The organism is uncultured Maritalea sp. (assembly GCF_937139385.1).
GTDB lineage: Bacteria > Pseudomonadota > Alphaproteobacteria > Rhizobiales > Devosiaceae > Maritalea > Maritalea porphyrae_A.
The window spans coordinates 1-6,213 of record NZ_CAKZPW010000119.1 but is presented as its reverse complement, the minus strand read 5'-3'; the positions used below and the strand labels follow the sequence as shown (position 1 = coordinate 6,213).

6 protein-coding genes are annotated in these 6,213 nt (G+C 50.3%); 5 read left to right on the top strand and 1 reads right to left on the bottom strand.

Annotated features, from left to right (window positions below; translation table 11 throughout):
- From Q0231_RS04840 to Q0231_RS04820, 5 genes are all read left to right on the top strand, one after another.
- A partial coding sequence (locus tag Q0231_RS04840) for an imelysin family protein (protein WP_299345772.1) occupies positions 1 to 786 on the top strand: 786 nt, incomplete at its 5' end.
- A 91-nt stretch (positions 787 to 877) separates the two neighbouring features.
- Positions 878 to 2,353: a di-heme oxidoredictase family protein gene (locus tag Q0231_RS04835; RefSeq protein WP_299345775.1), complete on the top strand. Its 1,476-nt coding sequence runs from the start codon at positions 878 to 880 to the stop codon at positions 2,351 to 2,353.
- Positions 2,350 to 3,402: an imelysin family protein gene (locus Q0231_RS04830; RefSeq protein WP_299345769.1), complete on the top strand. Its 1,053-nt coding sequence runs from the start codon at positions 2,350 to 2,352 to the stop codon at positions 3,400 to 3,402. Before Q0231_RS04835 ends, Q0231_RS04830 begins: the two co-directional genes overlap by 4 nt.
- A gap of 1 nt (position 3,403) precedes the next feature.
- Complete coding sequence (locus Q0231_RS04825) at positions 3,404 to 4,495, top strand: DUF1513 domain-containing protein (protein WP_299345766.1); 1,092 nt, start codon at positions 3,404 to 3,406, stop codon at positions 4,493 to 4,495.
- Between the two features lie 171 nt (positions 4,496 to 4,666).
- Entirely contained in the window at positions 4,667 to 5,521 is an 855-nt protein-coding gene (locus Q0231_RS04820) for an IclR family transcriptional regulator (protein WP_299345763.1), read from the top strand.
- Between the two features lie 92 nt (positions 5,522 to 5,613).
- Here the strand turns inward: Q0231_RS04820 and Q0231_RS04815 are convergent.
- A partial coding sequence (locus tag Q0231_RS04815; RefSeq protein WP_299345761.1) for an ABC transporter substrate-binding protein occupies positions 5,614 to 6,213 on the bottom strand: 600 nt, incomplete at its 5' end.

Here is a 6,213-nt window from a genome sequence, read left to right as displayed (position 1 = left end):
GAGGCTGGTGGTGTTGAGGCCAATGTGGCGTCTGGCTATCACGCCATAGAGTTTTTACTTTGGGGACAAGACCTAAATGGTACGGGTCCAGGTGCAGGCAATCGCCCGGCAACCGATTTTGATGTGGCCAATTGCACCGGTGGCAATTGCGACCGTCGGCGCGACTTTCTCAAGGCCGCATCCGAACTAACAATTTCTGATTTGGAAGAAATGGTGGCCGCATGGGCACAAGGTGGCGCGGCACGAGAAGCTGTTGTTTCCGCTGACGATAAGGCTGGCCTGTCAACCATTTTAACCGGCATGGGTTCTTTGTCTTATGGCGAGTTGGCAGGCGAGCGGATGCGCCTTGGCCTTTTGGTGCACGATCCAGAAGAAGAGCATGATTGCTTTTCTGACAATACGCACAACTCCCATTTCTACGACGCCAAAGGCATTCAGAATGTCTATTTGGGGCAATATACGCGTGTAGATGGTTCAGTTGTTTCTGGACCATCATTGGCAGATTTCATTGCTCACGTGGATGCAGATCTGGACCAAGAACTGCGCGGCAAGCTGGATGCCACAATGGCTAAAATGCAGCTCATGGTTGATCGCACATCAACTGAAGCCTACGACCAAATGATTGGCGAGGGTAATGAAGAAGGCAACGCCGTTGTACAAGCAGCAATTGATGCCTTGATCGATCAAACCCGCTCAATCGAACGCGTTGTCGCTAAACTTGATTTGGCTGATGTGGCCATTGAAGGCTCAGATAGCTTGGATAATCCAAACGCTGTTTTTGAATAAGAACTTAAAGGGTCGCCAATTGGCGACCCTTTACCTTTGTTGGAGATCTGATTTGGCCCGCAGCTTTTTGGTTAGCCTTGTATATTTCTCCATGTTTGTTGGACAAGCGGCCGCACAAGAACAAGATTTGCAACGTGCCGATTTGAACGCTTCTGCGCGCGCTAAAGTCTACGCAGCTACAAAAATCACTGATGATTTTTCCAAACCAGAGCGGTTTGAGAATATGCAAGGCGGTGCGGCGACGTCTCGCAAGTTGGTGTCACGAGATGCCTTTTCACACTTCGCAGCCAATTTGACTTTTGAGGAAGAAGAGAAGTTTAACCTTGGCAACGCCTTTTTTGAAAAGCTCTGGGTTTCCTCCCCATCTTCCACTTTTGCATCTGATGGGCTTGGGCCCTTGTTCAATGCGCGCGCTTGCCAATCTTGCCACATAAAAGATGGGCGCGGTCACCCACCGACCAACACAACAGACGATCGTGTTTCTATGTTTTTGCGCCTTTCCGTGCCGCCACGCACTGCAGCGGAAAAGGCGGCGATTGCGTCAGGTGAATTGCAGGTGATTGAAGAGCCAGCTTATGGCCGTCAGCTGCAAGATCTGGCCGTGCCGGGTTTGCTTGCAGAAGGACAAATGCAAGTCACATATGAAGAGATCAAAGTAGAATTGGCCGATGGTGAAACCGCCTATTTGCGGGCACCAAGCTACAGCATTTCAGATTTGAACTATGGCCCGCTCGACGCCGAAGTGATGATTTCACCGCGTATTGCACCGCAGATGATTGGCCTTGGTTTGCTCGAACAAATTCACCCCAATGATATTTTGCAAAAGCAAGACCCAAGCGATCAGGATGGTGATGGAATTTCTGGGCGCGTGAGCTGGGTTACCTATGCAGGGTATGAAAAACAAATTGGCCGATTTGGCCACAAAGCTTCGCACGCCAGTGTGCGGGCGCAGAGCGCGGGGGCATTTGCAGGGGATCTTGGCCTATCATCCCCTGACATTCCCAAACACTGGGGTGAATGCACAATAGGTCAACCCAAATGTCTTGCAGCACCGCATGGGGTGCAGAAAAGCCAGGGCGATACTGAAGTGCCCGATCCGATTTTGGAGCTGGTGAGTTTTTATGCACAAAACTTGGCCGTTCCCATGCGGCGAAATGTGGATGATCCGCAAGTGTTGCGCGGCAAGGAACTTTTTTATCGCTCAGGTTGTGCGGGTTGCCACACGCCCAAATATGTCACCCGCAAAGACGCGCCAAATCCTGCTCAGCAATTCCAGTTAATCTGGCCCTATACTGATCTGCTTTTGCACGATATGGGCGAAGGCTTGGCCGATGGTCGTCCTGTTGGTAGCGCAAACGGGCGCGAATGGCGCACACCTCCCCTTTGGGGAATTGGGTTAACTAAAGACGTGTCTGGGCATACGCAATTCTTGCATGATGGTCGCGCCCGAAATCTGCTTGAAGCCATTCTTTGGCATGGGGGCGAGGCACAAATGGCGCGCGATCAAATTGTCGCAATGAATAGGCTTGACCGAACCTCACTATTGAGCTTTTTAAACTCCTTATGATCAGAACAATTGCCAGCGCGATTTGCGCCCTCATTATCACCGCTCCCGCTTTTGCCGATAGCGCCGAACAACGGGCTGTCGATAAGTTTATTATTCCGGGGTACCAAGCCTTTGAAAGCGCTGCGGACGCGCAGATTGAAGCAATGGACGCCCTTTGCACGGTGCCAAGTGACAAGGCTTTGACCGCAGCCCAATCTGCATTCTCGGATTTGGCACTCAGTTGGAGCCATATTGAAGTCATTCGTTTTGGGCCTGTTCTTCAGGAAAATCGGCTGGAAAGAATTTTGTTTTGGCCCGACCGAAAATCGATTGGATTAAAACAAGTTCAACGGGTCATCGCACAACAAGATGAGAGCGCGATCACCATCGGCTCTTTGGTGCAAAAAAGCGTCGCCTTGCAGGGTTTGGGTGCTCTAGAGTTTGTGCTTTTCGGAACTGGCGCTCAAGATGATTTGCACAAAGAGAACAGTTTTCGGTGCCAATATGGGCTAACCATCGCGAGTGCATTGCGCGAAGTTGGTGCCGAAATTAGCACAGAATGGACCAAACCAGATGGTTTCGGTAACCTGTTGATAACGCCGGATGAAAAAAGTGACACATACCGGAACAATAGCGAAACAATGCGGGACATTCTGGGCGTCGTAGCACATGGCCCTGAGATCATTTTCGACACAAGGTTGAAGAAATATCTAGGTGAAAGTGCCGCATCTTCCGCACCAAAGTCAGCTCTGTTTTGGCGCAGTGGCCTCACGTTCAAAAGCATGGCGGCCAATATCACTGCGCTTGGAAAATTTGCTGAAGCGGTTGATTTTAATGACCTTTTAGGCGAAGAAGATCATTGGGTTGCCGACAGCTATTTGTTTGAAGCAAAGAACGGCATTCGCGCGTCGCAGCTTGAAACTCTTGTGCTTGAAGCACCAATTTCTGACGCGCGAAACAAGCTAGAGTATCTAGGTGTTGTCTTGCGTTCCATGGGAGAAATCGCGGGACAGGATTTAGCGCAAGCCCTTGGCCAATCAGCAGGTTTTTCCTCACTCGATGGGGATTAATATGTGGTCACGGCGTGATTTTATGGCCCTGGCCGGCGGCGGTTTTTTGGCCGCGCTAAGTGCCCCGACCCGCGCCGAAATTTACAAGTCAGAACAACTATTTGCCGCCACCTGTCGTTTCAAAAATGGCGAATTTGGTCTCGCCATTTTGAATCAATCAGGCCAATTGATCTCGAGCGAGAAACTGCCCTCACGCGGACATGATGTGGTGCAATGCCCCAACAGCGGCAACATCTTGGTTTTTGCCCGTCGCCCGGGGCTTTTTGCTGCGCTTTTTGTCCATAATGGGCGCCCAATTGGTCAGGTTGACGCCGTTGCGGGTCGGCATTTTTATGGGCATGGCGTTTTCTCGCCAGATGGCAAATTTTTCTATGCAACGGAAAATGATTTCGACGGTGCGCGCGGCATTATCGGCGTCTATTTGATTGGTGCACAACAGATTGAACGGATTGGTGAATTCTATTCCAACGGCATTGGGCCGCATGATATTCAGTTGAGCGTTGACAACCAATATTTGATTGTGGCGAACGGGGGAATTGAAACGCATCCAGACTTTTCGCGTACCAAACTCAACCTTGCCACAATGAAGCCGAACGTTAGCTGGCTCAGCGTTAAAGACGGCTCTGTTGCCGCCAGTTTTGAGCCGCCACTCGCTTGGCACAAACTCTCACTAAGACATATGGCAACCGCCGATGGACGTGTGGTTTGGGTTGGTGGACAGTTGCAAGAGGAGGCGAAGTCTGACGTGCCGTTGCTCGCAAAATTGTCGTTGGACGGTGGAATTGAGTTCTTGAACATTGAGCGTGATTTACAGCGTGATTTGCGAGGATATGTTGGCTCGGTTGAAACCTCAGCCGATGGCGAACACATTTGTGTCAGCTCTCCGAAAGGCAACCGGGCGATGGTGTTTGATCGATACGGCAATGTGCAGCAGGTGCAGGTGTTGAGTGATGTGTGTGCTTTGGCGGCAGCGCCCGGTTTTGGGTTTCAGTTCGGCACTGGATCGGGCAGTTTTGGCGCAATTGGTCAGATACCAGATGAAATCGATGGCCTTCATTTTGACAACCACATGATCCGGCTGGCTTCGAGCTAGTCGATACCCTAAACTCTTGGCATCCTCGGGCCAATCAAGTTAAGTGGTTCACCACGACGTCGGGCTTTATCTTTAAAGCTTAGACATATATGTTAGTTCGAATGTTGTGCGTCTTTTTTACGGAAATGGCGCACATGCAACCGAATATTCTTATATTGATTGTGCGGCCACATGACCAACTCTTCGACATCATTCCATCATCATGGTGGCCCTTCTGGAAATAACAACGACACCGAAGAAACGGACACGCAACGCGATGCTTTGTTTGTTGGGTCCGTTGAAAAAGCACTTCGGGTTTTACAAGCGTTTAGCGGCGACAAATCTGCCCTAAGCTTGTCAGAGATTTCTGAACGAACGGGGCTAGGCAAGAGCGCGGCCCAGCGGTTCTGTCATACGCTGGTATCGCTTGGCTATTTGCTGCGTGATGAGCGAAGCCGTCAACTGCGCCCATCGGCAAAACTATTAGAGTTTTCATTCACGTTTCTTGCGTCTGATCCGCTTTCATCCATTGCCGCGCCCTATTTGTTGCAAGCGCGAGAGTTATCCGGCGAAGCTGTGAATCTGGCACTGCCGCATGGATTTGACGTGATCTATATTACGCGCCTGCCCAGTTTAAACTCACATTTGGTGAATCCGCCGATCGGTGGGCGAGCACCAATGTTTTGCACCTCAAGTGGAAGGGCATATTTGTCTGCATTGCCAGAGCAAGCTGCCAAAGAGATTGTGGAGCAATCCAATCTGCGCCAGATCACGCCACATACCATTACCGATAAGGACAAAATCTTGGCCTTGATCGCACAAGCCCGGTTAGATGGGTTTGCTTCTGCGGTTCAAGAATGCATCAATGGGGAGCTGACTGTGGGGGCGCCCATATTTGGACGACAAGGCAAAGTGGTCGCTTCCATGAATATCTGCGTGCATGGCCGAGCATGGAGCCCGGAGGAAGTGGTCGACAAATTGGCACCGATCGCTATGAAAACCGCGAACGAGATTTCGCAGGCCCTTGCCACCTCTCCAAACATTTAAGGCAAAAACCAACCCGCCTTAGCGGATTGGTCAGCTTGAACGTCAAAGGGAGATAGGGCCTAAGGTTAATTCAGAACCCTCTTTGCGTTTAGTTAGTTTGCCGTGAAGTACATGTCCTTGGCGTACCAATTCTGTTGTACGTTTTCCATCGGCCAGCCTTTTAGCGCCGGGTTTTTCATCATGACACTTGTGTAATGGTAAATCGGCATAACTGGCATATCGCGGGCCAGGATTTGCTCGATTTTTGTATAAGCCGGATTTGGATCAGACGATGTTTTTGCTTCGTCCAACAAGGCGTCAACTTCAGGGTTTGCGTAACTTGCCCAATTCTGCGCGCCATCTGTGCGGTGCAGATCAAGAAATGTCGAAGCTTCGTTGTAATCGCCAATCCAAGCGTAACGGATCATATCAAAATCCTTGTTGCGACCCGTCTCGAGCATTGTTTTCCATTCCATGTTGGTTGGAATGGCGTTTACGCCAAGCTTTTGTGACCACATCGCAGAAATCGCAGTTGCAATTTTCTTGTGCGTTTCGGACGTATTGTACAACAAATTGAACTCAAGTGGATTGTCCGCACCGTAACCAGCTTGTGCCAAAAGTTCTTTGGCCTTTGCGTCACGCTCATCCTGTGTCCAGCTTGCGTAGTCTGTTTTTGGATCAACAAAACCAGCTGTTGCAGCAGGTGTTATATT